The sequence below is a fragment of the Rhizobium sp. BK196 genome (assembly GCF_014193255.1).
Lineage (GTDB): Bacteria > Pseudomonadota > Alphaproteobacteria > Rhizobiales > Rhizobiaceae > Rhizobium.
In genome coordinates this window covers 40,052-55,679 of the sequence record NZ_JACHZB010000006.1, presented here as the reverse complement: position 1 = coordinate 55,679, position 15,628 = coordinate 40,052, and the positions used below count along the sequence as shown (strand labels likewise).

General features: G+C 53.7%; 16 protein-coding genes. 2 read left to right on the top strand and 14 right to left on the bottom strand.

What is annotated here, in order from left to right; translation table 11 throughout:
* Nucleotides 1–13 precede the first annotated feature (13 nt).
* The 14 genes from FHT78_RS19740 to FHT78_RS19675 form a co-directional block, all read right to left on the bottom strand.
* Nucleotides 14–859: an AglZ/HisF2 family acetamidino modification protein gene (locus tag FHT78_RS19740; protein ID WP_348644757.1), complete on the bottom strand. Its 846-nt coding sequence runs from the start codon at nt 857–859 to the stop codon at nt 14–16.
* Nucleotides 783–1,406: an imidazole glycerol phosphate synthase subunit HisH gene (gene hisH, locus FHT78_RS19735; protein ID WP_183747754.1), complete on the bottom strand. Its 624-nt coding sequence runs from the start codon at nt 1,404–1,406 to the stop codon at nt 783–785. The genes FHT78_RS19740 and hisH (FHT78_RS19735) overlap by 77 nt, the downstream gene beginning before the upstream one ends.
* Nucleotides 1,403–2,839 carry a hypothetical protein gene (locus FHT78_RS19730; RefSeq protein WP_183747751.1) on the bottom strand — a complete coding sequence of 479 codons (1,437 nt, stop codon included), beginning with the start codon at nt 2,837–2,839 and terminating at the stop codon, nt 1,403–1,405. Before FHT78_RS19730 ends, hisH (FHT78_RS19735) begins: the two co-directional genes overlap by 4 nt.
* The gene (locus tag FHT78_RS19725; RefSeq protein ID WP_183747748.1) at nt 2,836–4,119 is read right to left on the bottom strand and encodes an oligosaccharide flippase family protein; all 1,284 of its coding nucleotides are present in this window, start codon (nt 4,117–4,119) and stop codon (nt 2,836–2,838) included. The genes FHT78_RS19730 and FHT78_RS19725 overlap by 4 nt, the downstream gene beginning before the upstream one ends.
* A gap of 4 nt (nt 4,120–4,123) precedes the next feature.
* A complete protein-coding gene (locus FHT78_RS19720; protein WP_183747745.1) occupies nt 4,124–5,221 on the bottom strand; it encodes a DegT/DnrJ/EryC1/StrS family aminotransferase in 1,098 nt (365 codons plus the stop codon).
* Nucleotides 5,218–5,688: an acyltransferase gene (locus FHT78_RS19715; RefSeq protein WP_183747742.1), complete on the bottom strand. Its 471-nt coding sequence runs from the start codon at nt 5,686–5,688 to the stop codon at nt 5,218–5,220. Before FHT78_RS19715 ends, FHT78_RS19720 begins: the two co-directional genes overlap by 4 nt.
* Nucleotides 5,681–6,748: a Gfo/Idh/MocA family oxidoreductase gene (locus FHT78_RS19710; protein ID WP_183747739.1), complete on the bottom strand. Its 1,068-nt coding sequence runs from the start codon at nt 6,746–6,748 to the stop codon at nt 5,681–5,683. Before FHT78_RS19710 ends, FHT78_RS19715 begins: the two co-directional genes overlap by 8 nt.
* Before the next feature lie 114 nt (nt 6,749–6,862).
* The gene (hisH, locus tag FHT78_RS19705) at nt 6,863–7,516 is read right to left on the bottom strand and encodes an imidazole glycerol phosphate synthase subunit HisH (RefSeq protein WP_183747736.1); all 654 of its coding nucleotides are present in this window, start codon (nt 7,514–7,516) and stop codon (nt 6,863–6,865) included.
* Nucleotides 7,513–8,337 carry an imidazole glycerol phosphate synthase cyclase subunit gene (locus tag FHT78_RS19700; protein ID WP_246715375.1) on the bottom strand — a complete coding sequence of 275 codons (825 nt, stop codon included), beginning with the start codon at nt 8,335–8,337 and terminating at the stop codon, nt 7,513–7,515. The genes hisH (FHT78_RS19705) and FHT78_RS19700 overlap by 4 nt, the downstream gene beginning before the upstream one ends.
* On the bottom strand, nt 8,301–9,629 hold the full coding sequence (locus FHT78_RS19695) for an N-acetyl sugar amidotransferase (protein WP_183747733.1): 1,329 nt from the start codon (nt 9,627–9,629) through the stop codon (nt 8,301–8,303). Before FHT78_RS19695 ends, FHT78_RS19700 begins: the two co-directional genes overlap by 37 nt.
* Before the next feature lie 74 nt (nt 9,630–9,703).
* A complete protein-coding gene (locus FHT78_RS19690) occupies nt 9,704–10,738 on the bottom strand; it encodes an N-acetylneuraminate synthase family protein (RefSeq protein ID WP_183747730.1) in 1,035 nt (344 codons plus the stop codon).
* A gap of 5 nt (nt 10,739–10,743) precedes the next feature.
* Nucleotides 10,744–11,418, bottom strand: coding sequence for a NeuD/PglB/VioB family sugar acetyltransferase (locus FHT78_RS19685; protein WP_183747727.1), 675 nt, complete (start codon nt 11,416–11,418; stop codon nt 10,744–10,746).
* A 32-nt stretch (nt 11,419–11,450) separates the two neighbouring features.
* Nucleotides 11,451–12,614, bottom strand: a complete 1,164-nt coding sequence (gene neuC, locus FHT78_RS19680) for a UDP-N-acetylglucosamine 2-epimerase (RefSeq protein WP_348644756.1) — start codon at nt 12,612–12,614, stop codon at nt 11,451–11,453.
* A gap of 17 nt (nt 12,615–12,631) precedes the next feature.
* Nucleotides 12,632–13,675 carry a Gfo/Idh/MocA family oxidoreductase gene (locus FHT78_RS19675; protein ID WP_183747710.1) on the bottom strand — a complete coding sequence of 348 codons (1,044 nt, stop codon included), beginning with the start codon at nt 13,673–13,675 and terminating at the stop codon, nt 12,632–12,634.
* 2 nt (nt 13,676–13,677) lie between these two features.
* On the opposite strand from FHT78_RS19675, the gene FHT78_RS19670 reads away from it, so the two are divergent.
* Together FHT78_RS19670 and FHT78_RS19665 are read left to right on the top strand one after the other, a co-directional pair.
* Nucleotides 13,678–14,478: an acylneuraminate cytidylyltransferase family protein gene (locus FHT78_RS19670; RefSeq protein WP_183747707.1), complete on the top strand. Its 801-nt coding sequence runs from the start codon at nt 13,678–13,680 to the stop codon at nt 14,476–14,478.
* 79 nt (nt 14,479–14,557) lie between these two features.
* Nucleotides 14,558–15,574 carry a Gfo/Idh/MocA family oxidoreductase gene (locus FHT78_RS19665; RefSeq protein ID WP_183747704.1) on the top strand — a complete coding sequence of 339 codons (1,017 nt, stop codon included), beginning with the start codon at nt 14,558–14,560 and terminating at the stop codon, nt 15,572–15,574.
* Nucleotides 15,575–15,628: the final 54 nt, after the last annotated feature.

The window sequence follows — 15,628 nt, the reverse complement described above, 5'->3', positions numbered from 1 at the left end:
TCCTGAAAGCAACTTAGCCGAGCGCGCGCTCCAGCGCATCGCGAGGCGGATAGGTGATGAGAACCGCACGATGCGGCCCCTGAAAAACAAACATGGCACCAGCGGCCACAGCGGAAGCTCCGCCTTGGGATTTTGCCATTCGAAAGTCTTCTATCGTACCGGCGCCACCCGAGGCAATAACCGGAATTCTGACCGCACTGGAAACGGACTGGATGAGTTCCAGATCGTAACCTTTCATTGTGCCTTCATTGTCAACGGCGGTGAGGTAGATCTCGCCGGCGCCAAGTCCTTCAACCATTCTGGCCCATCGAACCGGATCTTTTTCCGAAACCTTTGCACCGCTTGAGGAATAGACTTGGTAACCTCCCCACAGTGACTTCTTCACGTCGATGGAGACAATGACGGCTTGGCTTCCAAACTCCGTTGCGGCCTTCTTGATGAGCTCCGGGTCAGCGATCGCCGCATGATTGACGACAATCTTCTCGATACCTGCCTTCAGGATCGCGCGAATATCATCGATCGATCGAATGCCGCCGCCATAGGAGAGCGGCATGAAACACTCGTTTGTAATGTTCCTAATCGTTTCAAACGCAGGCCCCCGGCGCTCCTTCGACGCGGTGATATCCAGAAGCACCAATTCATCAACTTCCTTGGTGTTAAAGATCTTGATCGCGTTTATGGGATCGCCGATGTAAACGGGGTTCTTGAATTTTGTCGTCTTGACGAGCCCGGAACCTTTTAGGAGCAGGCTGGGAATTACCCTTGTCGCGAGCATCTCAACCTCAGCAATTTTCTGCAAAATTCTTGAGCAACCACATTCCGTAGCGATGGCTCTTTTCAGGATGGAACTGCGCGCCACGAATGTGGCCTCTTTCGATGCCCGATGTAAAGCGCAGGCCATGGTATTCGGTTTCCAACAGGGCGTCTGCGGGGTCATTGCAAATGACGTGGTAGGAGTTGGCAAAATAGAACCGCGGCCGCCCGGGAGTTGCCTCCGTTAGTGGCGAGACTTTTCTTACATCGACCTCATTCCAGCCCATATGCGGTACGCGCATCTCGGGGTTGCTTGCATTGTCGAACCGAACCGCACGAGCATCGATCCAGCACAGGCCAGTCTCCACGCCCTCTTCACTCCCGGCGCCCAGCATCTGCATGCCGAGACAGACCCCCAGAATAGGAACCTGCTTCTCGATAACCACATGATTTAAACTCTCGATCATTCCGGTAGCCTTCAGCGTCCGCATGCCCGCATCGAATGAGCCGACCCCTGGCAAGATAATCTTCTCTGCAGCAAGCACATCTTCCGGAGTAGTTGCGAAACGCGAACCGACACCAAGCTTCTTGAGCATGTTTTGCATGGAACCAAGGTTACTAGTCCCGTAGTCGATGATGGTGATTTCGGTCATTTCGTCGCTTCGTAACCTTCTCTCTGTGGATCCAGCAACCGTGTCATATTCCCTACGAAACCTTGCGCAAAGAAGTGATCCTTTGTTTTGACGGGAACTACTGGCCAACCTCTTCTGGAGACAATTGCCGCAAACCTTTCGGGATTGTCTACCAGAAACGCACCGTCATGCTGCAGTATCGCAGCAACCGATTGATAGGTTTCAAAAGGAATAATCCCAGTCGGCGTACCAATTCCAAGTGCATCGTAATGCGACGCCGAAGATATGCTCAAATGCAGATCGGAAAGAGCGATCAACTCATGGGTTGAACGAGTTGACTTTCCCGAAATGATCTCCACACGTGGTTCGTGTCCGAGATATTGAGCATACAGTTCCTCTTCGACGTCATAGGCGGGATGAAGCTTAATGTGGATCTTGATCGGCACACTTGCGTTTTGGAGGAATACAATGACAAAGTGGCATAATTGCTGCGCGGCAACACCTTGGGTGGTGATTGTAACTTTGATCTCTTCAGACGGTTGGAACATCGAATCGCGCAGTAGCCTTGCACGCTCGATGGAAAGTGCGCCGACAGCCTCGATCCGGCCTTCCGCTTCCAGGGCCGTCCCCTGAAGGACCTCGCGGGTAAAATTGCCATAGGCCGCTAGGATCGAAGGCTTGATAACATTCGTCTTAGACGACAATTCCTCGGGAAGAACATTGGGATGAACCGCTGTGAATACACCGTGTTGCAGCTCGACAAATGCCACTCCCCCGTTTCGGCATGCATCCATCAATGCAAATTGCCCGCTGTCAGGCACCAGAACAACAGCTGGCGCGAATTTTCTGAGGACCAAGCTGTAAAGATAGGATCGCCAACGAAACACATTGTAGTGCCTTGCCAAGCGTCCAGCCGTATAATCACTAAAGCCGAACTCCTGGCCAAGTGCGTCGGCAAGCAGATTGAAGACCGGATCCGTTGACTTAAACGGGAAATAACGCCCGAGAATTGCGCTTAAGACGATGATAGACGTATCGTCAAAGACTGGACGGCGTCTTGCGATAGAGGTTCTGTCTTCGAAGCCGGCGGCATCGTATGAAGAGATCTTAGCCCCTCCATGGATCTCATCACACAAGGCGTCAAAGTAGATGTCCACCGCTTGGTCTGCTTGGATTCCGCGATGAGCTGAATCATAGGTCTTGCATAGGTAGTGGTACCGTCTGCCCGGTAAAAGATACTGCAGAATACCGAAAAGTACGCCAATGACCAGTCGCTTGCGCGACAGGGGAGCGCGAATTAGCCCGCCCCGTTGCTTCCGCAACGATACTTCAAAGCGAATCAGCTGCCACAGGCATACACCATCAACGACTTTCGAGAAAAGATCCCATCGCTCTTCAAATGAGCGCACGATTGCGCTGACCTCGGCTTCCGTAAGATTAGTGTCCTTGGTCACGCGACCCGCTTTCCCCGGAACAGGGCCCGCGCTGCTTCGAACCATGGCAGTGGATGCAACTTTTGCGAAAAAATCCAGACTGATAAGAACATCAAGAGCTGAGCAACGGCATAGGCCTGGGCGACACCCTGCAGGCCTCCGACATGCAGGAGCAAATAAGCCAGGGCGAGATTCAATATGCCGCAAGATATTGTAATGCCGGCAAGATATGCCGTCTTTTCGCGATAGAAGACCACATTGGCGACAATCAGATACATACCTCCAAAAGCCTGACCCAGTGCAATGAGCATTACAAAAGAAGACGCGTTCATAAACGCCTGACCAACAAGGAACGGAAGGATCCAAGGAGCGAGAAACCCCACCATCATCGCTAAGATGAGAAGAGCAGCAAAGTAGATCATACAGAATTTCGCAATGAGTACGTTCTTCTGATGTCTATTCTCCTTAATCGCCTCGATCAGCCACGGAGACACGGCACGGCTGCAAGCGTCCGAAAGCAAATTCACACCCAATCCAATTTGGATAGCGACCATATAGATGCCAGTGCTCGCGAGATCGAGAAAATTGGTGATCAACAACCGATCGACCATGGCGATAAGCATGCCGCCGACAACATGGGGGACGAGGGGAACACCGAACTTCAAGGCGTTCCGCACGTAGTCGACGCGAATATTGAGATCGATCCAGCGACCGTAAAATAGCATCCCCAGCGATATTGCGCCGAGAATGGCGATCGCCAAGGACATACCGATGAGCCGTCCCTCCCACGCAAGCCCAAAAGAAACGACAAGCACCAGAGATAATAAGGCATCAATTACAGCCTGACCAATTCGAAGCAGGCTGAACATGCCGGCTTGCTTTGCAGACTGGAAGATCGACAGCATTGTCAGCAGGAGGAACTGCATCCCAGAGGTTAACACCGCGATCAGCAGCCATTTTCCCGGCAAATTGGTTAAAGCGATTAAGGGAACCTGGAGAAGAGTGACTGAAACGAAAACGATACTCGTCGTTGCAACCAATATTGCCAAGCACGAACCCACATATTTGGGGAAATCAATCTCGGTTCGATCAAAGTAACGCATCCCGACAGCGCCGTGAACGCTCAGTCCGGTCAGGGCCCCAAGTGCAGTTAAGAACACGGAATACATAGCGACGAGACCGTAGTCCTCCGGCGAGAGCACACGCGTTAGGATCGGCAAAAGAAGCAGTGGGAGCCCCGAGGCCAATGCATTCGTGGCGGTGAATACGAATACCGAACGAACGACCTGCAGGTTGAACATCAAATCAACCGAAGAAGGATTTGATCGCAGTCGACACAGTCACAACGTCGGCGTCGGACATGTGTTCACCAATCGGCAGGCTGAGAAGCGTCTTGTCTGCCTGATTGACGAAAAGATCCTCCTGGCCTTGGCCAAGATAATCGTAGGCCTTCAGCTTCGGCAAGGCGACCGGATAGTGGACGCCTGTTTCAATGCCCTTCTCTGCCAGCCACGCGCTCAACTGGTCTCGTCTATCGGTTCGGATAACGAAGAGATGGTAGACTTGCTTGGCCCAATTTGCGCGACGCGGTAAGACTATCTCACTTACGTCGGAAAGCTCAGCGATATAGCGATCGGCAATTGCAATACGTCTTTCCGTCCACGCCGGCAGGTTCGGCAGCTTTGCACACAGAATTGCCGCTTGAAGACCGTCGAGGCGGGAATTTCTCCCTTCGAAGTCGTGGTCATATTTCGCAACGCGCCCGTGATTGGCAATCATGCGGGCACGCTTTGCCAAATCGGCATCTCCTGTCACGATTGCGCCTGCGTCGCCATAGGCGCCCAAATTCTTCCCGGGATAAAAGCTGAACGTGGCGATGTCGCCAATCGTCCCAACGGTCTTGCCGTGGCAGGTCGCGCCGTGCGCCTGCGCACAATCCTCAAGGATTTTCAGACTATGCTCGTCAGCAACCTCCTTGAGGGCAACCATATCGCATGGGTGACCATAGAGGTGGACAGCCATGATGGCGCTGGTACGCGGTGTGAGCTTTGCCCGCACCGTCTCTGCGGTCAGCGTATAGTTGCCGGGATCGACATCGGCAAAAACTACTTTCAAACCGCTTCGCGTGACAGCTTCCGAACTGGCGATAAAGGTATTGCCAGGAATGATGACCTCCGAGCCTCCAGGAAGTGCCAAGGCTTCGAGCGCGATCTCGATCGCATCCGTCCCATTTGCCACACCGATGCAGAATTCAGTCCCGACATAATCGGCAAAGGCCTGCTCGAATTCCTTGACGTTCGGACCGCCGATAAAAGCGCTGCTCGCCAGGACCCTGGCGATTGCATTATCGATATCGGACTTGATCGAAAGATATTGTGCGTGCAGGTCCAGGAACTTTATCATGGTAGATTCCGCAGTTTACGACATGGGTTTCCAGCGTAGATTCCCGGCTGAGAGATATCGCGTGTCACGACGCTTCCCGCGCCGACGACGACGTCATCACATATGGCAACTGGCAAAATTGTGGCATTGCTCCCGATCGACACCCGATCCCCGATTCGGGTGCTTTTCCACTTCGATTTATCACCACGGGCCGGTCCGCCGGAAGCAAAAAGGTCATTTATAAACATAACGCCGTGACCGATGAAACAATCGCTGCCGATATCAACAAACTCGCTGATGAAACTGTGTGACTGAATGCGTGTTCCAGAGCCGATGGAGACGCTTTTCTGAATTTCGACGAAAGGGCCGATGAAAACGTCGCTGCCGATTTCGCATCCGTACAAATTGACGGGTTCGACCACGGTGACATTGCCACCGAACTCGACGTCAGAAGCAATACCAACCGTTTTGCGTGTCAGTTCAGCCATTCTTGCCGCGCCCGAGTTTGGAATGACGGGGCACGAGTGGGAGGAATACCTCCTCGCCGGTTTCGATGGATTCGTAAATCGCGTGGATCAGCTGAATACTCTTGCGACCGATACGCCCGTCCACATCCTGCTGCCGGCCGCTCACCAGGCAATCAACAACATGCTCGTAATACATCTGGTGGCCGAAGCCGTACACGTTCGGCGGGTTGACCGAGTATTTGTCCATGATTTCATCGACATTGTCACGACCATCTGTGAAATTCCAAACCTTCATCTTGTTGACAGCAAAGCCACCGATCTCAACGGTTCCTGTTGCGCCCAGAACCGAAATAGAGCCTTCAAGATCCTTCGGTCGGGTTGCGGTGGTTGCTTCAATGAGGCCCAGTGCCCCGTTCTTGAACTTCAGAAGCACAACAGCCGTGTCTTCCGTCTCTATATCGACAAGCGCTGTCGTGCTTTTCGCAAAGACACTTTCGACATCGCCCATCATCCATTCGAGCAGGTCAATATGGTGGCTGGCCTGATTAGTCAGGACACCACCGTCCATGGCCCAGGTCCCTCTCCACGGATCCTGATCATAGTAGCTCTGATCGCGACACCACCTGACCCGGATCGTACCCATGACCATCTTGCCGAAACGACCGGCTTCAAGCGCTTCGCGAAGCTTGACCACAGGGACGTTAAAGCGATTCTGTTTGACGACAAACAATCGCGACCCCGATGCATCACAGGCATCAATCATCGCATCCGCGTCCTCAAGAGTTAATGCCATTGGCTTCTCGACAATGATAGGCTTGCCGTATTTCGCAAGTGCAATGACGTCTGTCGCGTGATTGCCGCTTTCAGTCAGGACTGAAACGGCATCGACCTCAATCTCACGCATCATTTCATGCATATCGTTGAAATGGGGGACATTGAACCGCTCTCCGATGGCGCGGGCCTTTTCCGAAACGATGTCACAGACCGCGGCGAGACGTGCGCCCTCAATCTGGTTGAGGCCCAGAAGTTCGGAATGACGAAGAGCAATCCGACCACATCCGACGAGAGCAAATTTGAGCATGCGACTATCCAATTCTAGAGATTTTCTCTTGAGGGTTACCGCCTTAGCCACCGTCTGAGCGTTTCGCAACCTGATAGAGCATGCCAGGCGCGATCTTTCGTAGAGTTGTTGTGGTTAAAGAGATCCCATAAACCTTCCGAGGAGATTCAGGCCCGCCAAGCCACTGCGCTCGGGATGAAATTGCACTCCGATAATATTGTCCTTCGTAATGGCCGCGGTGATGTCGTTGCCTCCGTGATCAACGACGGCGAGAAGGTTCGAAGCATCGTTCGTCTTTGAATGATAAGAATGAACGAAATAGAATTCCTGGTGATCCTCGTCGCCAGAGAGCGGCGTAGATTGCCATTGTTGCGAGAGAACGCCCGCCGCCGGCTTCACCCTGCTCCAACTAATATGCGGCACACGCAAAGAATTGCCATCCTTATCCACCGATGGAATGCGTTCTACCGTTCCCGGAATAAACCCCAGACCAGCATGGGCACCGAACTCCAGCGATGAATCCATCAGGACTTGCATGCCAATGCAGATCCCAAGAAAGGGGCGGCCTGTCGCGACGTAACTGCCGAGCGTTTCGTCGAGACCAAAGCCCCGCAATGCATCCATGGCGCGGCCAAAGGCCCCCACACCAGGCAGGATTACTCGTTCAGCGTGCAGAATTGTGGGGATGTCGCGCGTCAACTGCGGCTCAGCACCAATCTGCTTGAGAGCGTTGCAAACGGAGAAAACATTACCGATGCCGTAATCAACGACAACAACTGATTGGTTCATACGCCGACCACTACCTTCTTTGGTGTTCTAACCGGTATTCCAACCTGCTTTAGCTCTTGCCGCAACTTCCCAAAATCAGTTGAGTCGGAATGAAGGGCCTTCGCGAAGGCGACAGCCGTCGCGCCCGACCGGACAGCCTCGGTTGCATGGGTGCCAGATGCTGCTCCTCCGGAAGCAATTACGGGAATGTCGACCTCTCGCGTGACGGCTTGGATGAGTTCGGTATCCATACCCTTCATCGTACCGTCGCGATCAATCGACGTGATGAGGATCTCGCCTGCACCAAGTTCCGCACCCTTCACAGCCCATCTGACGACGTCCAGCCCGGTATGGTTGCGCCCATTATCCGTCATCGCTTCCCAACCCCCTTGCGGCAGGCGCTTTGCTTCGATGGAAAGAACCATCGCCTGGGAGCCATAGGTATCGGAAATTTCCTGTAATATTGCGGGCCGCTTGGTAGCAGCCGTATTTACGGCCACCTTGTCGGCGCCGACATCAAGCAATTGCTTGGCCGACTTGAGATCGCCTATTCCGCCCCCGACAGTGATCGGCACAAACGCCTCCTGTGCGACCTCACGAACGATGTCCGTCAGATTGTTGCGCTCATAAAGGCTTGCAACAACATCCATGTACAAGAGCTCGTCAGCACCCTGATGATAATAGAGCTTCGCTCGTTCACCAGGGTTGCCCATCTTACGCCAGCCCTCCATTTGCACACCCTTAATCAGGTGCTGCAGCTTGACATCAAGACGAGCGATAAGACGAATGTTCATATTCCCGGCACTCAGTTCTGAGTAAATACGCTGCGGCGCAGCTTCCATTCACCATTGTCATAGGCCCAAAGATGAGGCGACCGGAAACGGTTCGACAGCGCATGAAAATAGGCACGATCCATGATCGGCGCTTCAAACTGCTTTGACGCATCGGGGAATTCCTTCTCCGGCAAGCTGAGGTATTCCATCAGCTCGTCGGCAAAACGCTCGGGGAATTCGCCGTCGTAGCGCCGGACGAGAGCCACGCCCTCTTCGCGTTCCAGGTCACCGGATCGAATTTCCTGCGCAGCGTCGTAGGTCGTGCGGCCAATACCGAATTTGATGAACGTCGTATAATAGTGAAGATCATCGATACGATCGTCGATCGAATTGTATTTCGAGTAGGTGCCGGGCGTCCGCTCGGGCGAGGCTTCAAAACCACCATGCTCGACAGCGAAATAGTAAGCCGACTGCGGATGCCACCTAAGATAGTAACCGAGATAATGAACCTCGATGCCCTTCTCCCGCAGCTCGTCCGGATTGGAAGGACGGTAGACATCGAGATCCGGCTCTCGAACACCATAGTCGTTGATCAGCGACTGAATGGACGTGCCGCCGAGAAAGATCTCACTGTCATCCGAAGTCGAAAAATAGGAATAGTCGCGTTTTGCAGATGTCATATCCGCTATCGGATTCCCGTACTCCGCTTCATTCTCACCGTAAAAGATCAGAGGTATATTCAATCGCGCCGCCATTTTAGGTGCATATGACTTCTGGCCGAAGATAAACGGCTGGAATGGATGGAACAGGTTCTCCACCGCAAGGCGTGTGATCAAGCGCTTTACCCGGCCGTTGGGCGTCAGAAGGTAGTTGTCAAAACCCGAGTGGATCCAGCGCTGAAAATTGCGCCAGCCCCATTCAGTATAGACGTGGGGCGCCCATGTTACCGTGAGTGGGTTCATGCCGAATTCGTATTTCAGCATCCATGATTGGTAGAAGCTGTCCTTGCCGCCCGAACCGGGCACCAGGCAGTCATAATGGCCGTTCCGTGAGCGATATCTGTCACACAGCACCTGTAATTCCCGGCGCCGCGCTTCCCAATCGATATTGCCGTCCTTCTGCTCTGCCACCCGACATGCGTCGCAAACACCGTCGGAATCAAAATTGATCGTCTGTTTCTTGCTGTCCCTAGTATGCTTGTGCTCAACCGTGGAGTTAGGGCGCTGATTGGAGATCACGCATCGAGAGCAGAACGCGACATGCTGGGGCAATCCGTAAAGGGTGTCCGGACTGCTTTTGTCCAATCGGTATTTCGAAAGGTCCAGCTCGTCGTTGCGCGGATCTGAGTGGATAAAACGCATTGCCGTCATCCTATAATTTCGAATTGCTGGTTGGTTAACGGTTATGAATTGCTCGCGCAAGAAGGTAAGTTCGGTTAAAATTCGAAGTGGTCTTCTTCCACAGCATCGTAAATGGTGACCGCCTTGACGAGTGTTCTGCCGACGAGAGACTTCAAGCGAGCCGGTGGCAAACCGGTTTCCGGACGAAGCGAGACGAAATCGGCCGCCGAGACAACATGACCCTTTGGAAACTCCGCCGCAAATTTCAGCCCCTTGCGCACAAGCGCGCGAGTAGCCAGTTCAACGGGCTTCGGAGCTTTGATGCCATCACCCAAAACGGTCTCAATCAGACGGATTTCAGACACCATTCGCTTGAGCTCCCCAGGCTCAATCGATGCCGCATGGTCGGGGCCTTGCATTTCGCGATCTAGTGTAATGTGCTTCTCTAGGACGCGCGCGCCTGCCGCCACAGCAAGAGGCGGCACAAGAATCCCAGCGGTATGATCGGAATAACCTACCTTTTCATCGAGCGCCTTCTGCATTGTATGCATGGCCGCCAGGTTTACGTCCGACAACGCCGTCGGATAGGCTGTCGTACAATGCAAAACGCACAGATCGCCGTCGTGCCCTAGCGCTTGCCACACATCCCTCACAGCCCGAATGCAGTCTCGCACCTCGTCAAGAGTAGCCATTCCAGTCGATATGATGATCGGAAGGCAAGTCCGGGCAGCAACCTCTACAAGCGGGGTGTTTGTGATTTCGCCGGATGGAATTTTTATCCGCCTAATTCCCAGCTCGACGAGGAACTGAAGCGACGCAATATCAAAGCCGGTCGACATGAACTCGATACCCTTCAGGGCACAGTATTCGACAAGCTGGAGATGCTGATCGTGAGACAGTTCAAGAGATTTAAGGAGTCTGAACTGATCATCCTCGGCACCGTTCCGGCGTTGGTATTCGACGGTCTTGGTACCTGCGACAATCAAATCCTCAGCTTTGAACGTTTGAATCTTGGCAGCATCTGCGCCCGCCTCCACCGCCACGTCGATAAGTTTGCGGGCGAGATCCAGATCGCCGTTATGGTTGACGCCGATCTCAGCGATAATGAAACAACGATTCTCCACCGTCACTGCTTTTACTCCAAGACTTTTTTCGAATCCGACATAAGCTTTGCTGGATTACCCACGTAAACACCCGGAGCAGCAATATCGCGCGTAACCACCGCTCCGTGTCCGACAGTTACATTGCCTACGATAGCCGTCGCGTGCCGGACAGAGCTATTTGCTCCGAGAAAGCAACCGCTGCCCAAGGATGAACCTCCAGCCAGTACGGCGCCCGGTGCGAGATGCGAGAAATCGCCCACGACACAGTCATGTTCGACGATTGCTCCGTTGTTAACGATGACGCCATCACCAATCGTTGCCTGAACACCAACAACACCTGCGAGCACCACGACCCCTCGACCCAACCGCGCTGAAGCACTGATCGTGGAGGCCGGATGGATGATCGAAGCGGGCGCAAATCCCTTTGCCAGATAGGCATTGAACAATTTCTGGCGTAGGACAGCGTTGCCTACCGCCGGAACAAATACCCACGTTTCATTATCGCGCACAACTTCCTTCTCGTCCTCAACGCAGCGCGCAATCTGTAGCGACCAGCTTTTATGTTCCTTGGGATCGACGGCCACCACCCGAGCAAAGAGATTGCTCATTAAGGCTGCTTCAAGGACAACTCGACCATGTCCGCCTCCCCCCACAACGAGCAGCGAAGGCTTTTTCTTCTTCCAGAATATTGGCAATGGAAGCTTCATAGACGTTGACGGATCATATGAACAATCAAAAACTACTCCTTCCGGGCCTGGTCGGGGAGGTCATAGAACGGCTTTTGTAGCAGCCGGGCAAAATCGATTTTCCGAAGAGCTGACAATACTAAACCCGTAGCGTCACCCGGCCTGCCATAAGGAGGGGCGCTCTCTTTAATGGCATCGCGAAAAGAGGGCGACATTGCTTCGGTCATAGCCCTTACGATTGCCCCGGTTTCCTCGACCGTGTCGATGACGGACATCGCTTTCAGCCGGCCCAGTTGCCGTGGGCCTACGTTGACAGTTGGGACGTCCACTGCGGGAGCCTCAATGAGGCCACTTGATGAATTACCGAGGACTACGCTCGCATGTTTCATCGCCGCGAGGTAGCGTACTTGGCCCAGTGATGCAACCAACCTGACCCGATCCGGGTGTTGGGAATGAAATGTCTCAAGCCTCGCATTAATTTTCCGGCCTCCTGGATCGGAGTTGGCTTTCGTAATGATCACGGCCAGATCCGGAAAGAACTGCAGGGCTTCAAGGACATGCTCCAGGGCAGCGACAGGCGACGCAGAATCCATCGTCGCCGGATGGTAGGTCATCAGCACATAATCACGTTCCGGCTCGATTTCGAGTTCTCGCATCAATGCCAATCTATCGGGGATGGAAAGCCGCCGGAAATTATCGAGGCCGATTGCGCCGATGTTGAATACTCGTTCCGGCGCCTCACCCATCCGGATCACTCGCTCAGCGTACTGTCCGGCTGCCGTGAAATGGACATGCGCCATTTTTGTAATCGCATGCCGGAAGGTATCGTCCATGGCACCTAGCGTTACTTCGCCGCCGTGAATATGGCCAATAGGGATATGAAGAAAGGTTGCAGCAGTCGCAGCCGCAAGCGCTTCAAATCGGTCCCCCAATATGACCAGAAAATCGGGTTCGAGCTGTTCGAATGCCCGGCGAAAGCCGTCGACAGCGCGACCGAAGGCGCGTGCCATGCCGGCGTCGCTGTCATCATCGTCAAGGCAGGGTATTTCAGCATCGATCTTGAAACCGTCGGCTCGAATGAAGCGAACTGTCTCTCCGAATGCCGGCGACAAATGCATGGCGGACACCGCAATCTGCAATTCGAAATCCGGATCGTCGTCCAGATCACGCATGAGCCAATACAAGAGACCGTAATCAGCCCTTGTACCGGTCGTCACACATATCCGGGGTTTGGTCACCGTGTCACCTCGTCACTGAGGTCGTAGATCTTGGCAACGAGTTCAGTCGTCGCCAAGGCGTCGTCGATCGTTGCTGCTCCCGTATTTTCCCCGCGCCAGGCACCCACCACCTTTTCAGCTTGCACACGAAAACCTGGCTTAAATTGCAGATCCTCTTCTGTAGTCTGAATCTCGTTCAGGCTGCGCTCGCCTGCGTTTTGAAATATCGCCTTCTCGAGAGGCCGCATCTCCCATCGCCTATGCGGCGCGGAAACCGTGCAGGCCCAAGGTCCTGGACCATTCCATACAGCCTGATAGATACCGCGATCTCCCGAGGCGAAACTGACATGCGCAAGCACAACCCCCGGCTCGCCGGCCTTCCACGGTTGCAATATCTTTACGTCAGTCACGCCGCCGCGGCCGAAAGTCATTAAGTAATCAACGAGATGGATCGAGTTGGCATACATCCAGTTGTCGACCACCGCCAAATTGTGGCCGATCGCCCGCGCGGTTTCGAGACTCTGCTGGTCCTGAACATAGATAAAGCGAGGGCCGAGATTTACAGACAGATCTGCGAGCGCGGTTCGTGTGGAACCAAGTGTGCGCCGATTGAGACCAACCCATGCACGCCGGCCCGAAGATTTTACCTGCCTGTGAAGCGCACGCGCTTCTTCAAGATTCAAGCCGATCGGCTTCTCCATGAAGATGTCAACGGGATGGGCCAATATTCGAGTTGCAACTTCAAAAATGGCCGGCTCATATACTGCCATCACCACCAAATCAGGCCGGGCCTTGGAAAGCATTTCATCAAGGTCATCACTCACAATCGGAATGTTCCAATGGTTCGCGATCGCCTGAGCCTTGGCCCTTGTCCTGTTGCTGATACCGACGAGCTCGACACTTGGCAGGGACGCAAAAGCCTTTGCATGCTCGGCGATCATGCTTCCTGCGCCGACGAGGGCGATACGGCATAATTTAATGTTCACATGAATACCTTCGTAATTGTCCGGGGCTCTCCGGGCGATCTGGAATAGGCGCCTCGCCCGAATGGAACGCGTCATCCTTGTCAATTTCCGTCAGACAAATCAACACGGGACAACGCTATTCCGTTTCTGCTATGAGAGCGGCACAAGTCAACCTGAGGTTCATTGAAATGAAAATGTGTGTCGTGGCGGCTCGGTCTGGGTCCAAGGGGTTGCCACACAAAAACATCAAACCTTTTGCCGGTCGGCCGCTTCTTGCGCACACAGTTGAACAGGCTGTTCAATCAGGAATTTTTGATATTGTCGCGATCTCCAGCGACAGCGATCGTTATCTTGATATCGGTCGGGAGGCCGGCGCAAATCTGCTCGTCAAAAGGCCGGACGAGCTTGCCACCGACTTTGTCGCGAAGCCCCCCGTTCTCAGTCATGCTCTTCGCATAGCAGAAATGGAAGCCGGGCGGGAGATCGAGATGTTCTTCGATCTTCAGCCGACCTCTCCATTAAGGACTCCTGCGGATATTCCTGGGGCCGCCCAAAAGCTAGAAGCGAATGCCGACCTTCTCAACGTTGTGTCCGTGGCGCGCGCAAAGGCTTCGCCTTATTACACTCTTGTTGAGGAAACTGTAGATGGCCGCATCGAGCTGTCAAAGCCCGGGATGCAATATGGACGTCGACAAGATCTGCCCAATTGTTATGCGCTCAACGGATCCATCTATGCTTGGCGTCGGCAACCCATCGTTGATGAAAGGCCCGCCCTCACTGACCGGACAGGGTTCTGGCTTATGGCTGATGAATGCAGTTTCGATATCGATACGCCACTTGATTTCGCAGTCGCTGCCTTCGTTGCCGTCCATCATTTCGGATGGCCGGAAACACGCTAAGTCTTTCGCCTAGTTCTCGATTTCGGTATGTATCCAGTGAAGTAAAGATCGCATACACACAAGCGGACTGAAAAAAACAATGATTACAGCCCTCATTGGCCTTGGACGAATGGGAATGCGCCATGCGAGCGTCTTGGAACAATGCCAACTTCCGATCGTGGCGATAAGCGATTTAAATCGCGAAGCTTGCGATGCCGCCGGAAATAGGTATGGGATCCCGGAAGAGCGCCGCTTCATATCGGGGATTGAACTCATTGATCAGATTCGACCGGAATTTCTGATCATTGCAACAACGGCTCCCGGGCATTGCGATCTTGTGGTCAGGGCGGCGCGAAATGGCGCCAAAATGATCCTGTGTGAGAAGCCTATGGCGACCAACTTGCGTGATTGTGAAACGATGATCTCCGCCTGTAATTCCGCAGGCGTGAAACTGGCTATCAATCATCAGATGCGCTTCATGGAACAATACACGCTCCCGAAGTCCATGATCGAGTCTGAGGCTTTTGGCGGCCTCGGGAGCGTTATCGTAAGTGCCGGAAACTTTGGCATGGCGATGAATGGCACGCATTATTTTGAAATGTTCCGTTATCTGTGCGGCGAAGATCCGGTTAAAGTGTCGGCTTGGTTTTCGAAGGAGGAACTCTCCAATCCGCGTGGCCCCCAGTTTAGGGATGCCTCCGGAAGCATCCGTCTGGAAACACCCTCTGGGAAACGCTTCTATATGGACTGCTCCCACGATCAGGGGCACGGCATGAACGTGACTTATAATTGCCGCTATGGGCGCATCTCAGTTGATGAATTGGCCGGCACTCTGTCCTACGTCGTTCGTAAAGAGGAATACAGAAATGAACCAACAACACGCTATGGCATGCCTTACGATTCCGACTCTATAACAATTACTCCGGCCGATGCTGTCGCGCCTACTCGCTCCGTTCTCGAAGCTCTTCTTGCGCGCGCAGACTACCCGACAGGGGAGCACGGGCTGCTTGCCATGAAATTACTTATCGCTGCCCACCTTTCCAACGAACGTTGGGGGGCGACGATCGATTTGCGCAGCGAGCCTGTTTCGGGAGATTACACCCTACCGATTGCATGAGCGTCGAGGGGTTGCCGCCGTCATAAAGCGCGCCAGTTTCTCGGGCTCGGGGTG

Excerpts from the sequence above, each read along its gene's own strand:
- FHT78_RS19720 (WP_183747745.1), bottom strand. The coding sequence starts at position 5,221 with ATGATAAAGTTCCTGGACCTGCACGCACAATATCTTTCGATCAAGTCC.
- FHT78_RS19685 (WP_183747727.1), bottom strand. The coding sequence starts at position 11,418 with ATGAAGCTTCCATTGCCAATATTCTGGAAGAAGAAAAAGCCTTCGCTG.
- FHT78_RS19715 (WP_183747742.1), bottom strand. The coding sequence starts at position 5,688 with ATGGCTGAACTGACACGCAAAACGGTTGGTATTGCTTCTGACGTCGAG.
- FHT78_RS19710 (WP_183747739.1), bottom strand. The coding sequence starts at position 6,748 with ATGCTCAAATTTGCTCTCGTCGGATGTGGTCGGATTGCTCTTCGTCAT.
- hisH (WP_183747736.1), bottom strand. The coding sequence starts at position 7,516 with ATGAACCAATCAGTTGTTGTCGTTGATTACGGCATCGGTAATGTTTTC.
- FHT78_RS19700 (WP_246715375.1), bottom strand. The coding sequence starts at position 8,337 with ATGGAAGCTGCGCCGCAGCGTATTTACTCAGAACTGAGTGCCGGGAAT.
- FHT78_RS19695 (WP_183747733.1), bottom strand. The coding sequence starts at position 9,629 with ATGCGTTTTATCCACTCAGATCCGCGCAACGACGAGCTGGACCTTTCG.
- FHT78_RS19665 (WP_183747704.1), top strand. The coding sequence starts at position 14,558 with ATGATTACAGCCCTCATTGGCCTTGGACGAATGGGAATGCGCCATGCG.
- FHT78_RS19675 (WP_183747710.1), bottom strand. The coding sequence starts at position 13,675 with ATGACGCGTTCCATTCGGGCGAGGCGCCTATTCCAGATCGCCCGGAGA.
- FHT78_RS19725 (WP_183747748.1), bottom strand. The coding sequence starts at position 4,119 with ATGTTCAACCTGCAGGTCGTTCGTTCGGTATTCGTATTCACCGCCACG.
- hisH (WP_183747754.1), bottom strand. The coding sequence starts at position 1,406 with ATGACCGAAATCACCATCATCGACTACGGGACTAGTAACCTTGGTTCC.